This is a genomic window from Paraburkholderia sp. BCC1885 (genome assembly GCF_900996235.1).
Lineage (GTDB): Bacteria > Pseudomonadota > Gammaproteobacteria > Burkholderiales > Burkholderiaceae > Paraburkholderia.
Map to the genome: position 1 here is coordinate 1 of NZ_CAAJGM010000026.1, position 783 is coordinate 783.

A 783-nucleotide genomic window follows, 5' to 3' on the forward strand; every position below is an offset into this window, starting at 1 on the left:
GAAGGAACGAAATCATGAGCAGAAAACTTGAGGGTAAGGTCGCCGTAGTTACCGGTGCCAGCGCCGGTATCGGCCTCGGTGTCGCCAAAGCGTTCGCCAATGAAGGCGCACGCGTGTTCATCACGGGCCGCCGCCGGTCTGAACTTGACCGAGCGGTAGCGGAAATTGGCCATGGTGCGGTCGGCATTCAAGGCGATGCGGGCAAGCTTGCCGATCTAGATACGCTGTATGCAACGGTCAAACAGAAGGCCGGGAGCATCGATGTATTAGCGTTGAACGCCGGATTCTATGAGTTTATGAAGTTCGGTGAGATTATTGAGGAGCATTTCGACAAGACGTACAACGCGAACGTAAAGGGCCTGCTGTTCGGTTTCCAGAAAGCCCTCCCCCTGCTGTCAAAGGGTTCATCAGTGATTTTCACGGGCTCAATCGCCGGTTCCATCGGTATGCCCGATATGTCGGTCTATTCGTCGACGAAGGCGGCCGTGCGCAGCCTAGCCCGCAGTTTGATACTGGACACCAAAGAGTTTGGCATCCGCATCAATGTGTTAAGCCCGGGCCACACCTTGACCCCTGGACTGCAGTTGTTGATCCCCGAGGCTGCGCATGCCGGCATTGTCGACACGATTCCTCTGTCTCGGCTGGGTAGCCCCGAGGACTTGGGCAAGGCGGCCGTGTTCCTCGCGTCCGAAGACAGTGCTTACATTACGGGCGTTGAGCTGGATGTCGATGGCGGCGTCTCTCAATACTGACCGATTGCCCGAAACACGTGGCGCCGGACCG

The 783-nt window shown here is 57.3% G+C and carries 1 protein-coding gene; it reads left to right on the plus strand.

Annotated features, from left to right (window positions below; genetic code table 11):
- The coding region (locus tag FQ755_RS02300) for an SDR family NAD(P)-dependent oxidoreductase (RefSeq protein ID WP_313957400.1) at window positions 1-752 on the plus strand (752 nt) is incomplete at its 5' end.
- Between the last annotated feature and the right edge of the window lie 31 nt (window positions 753-783).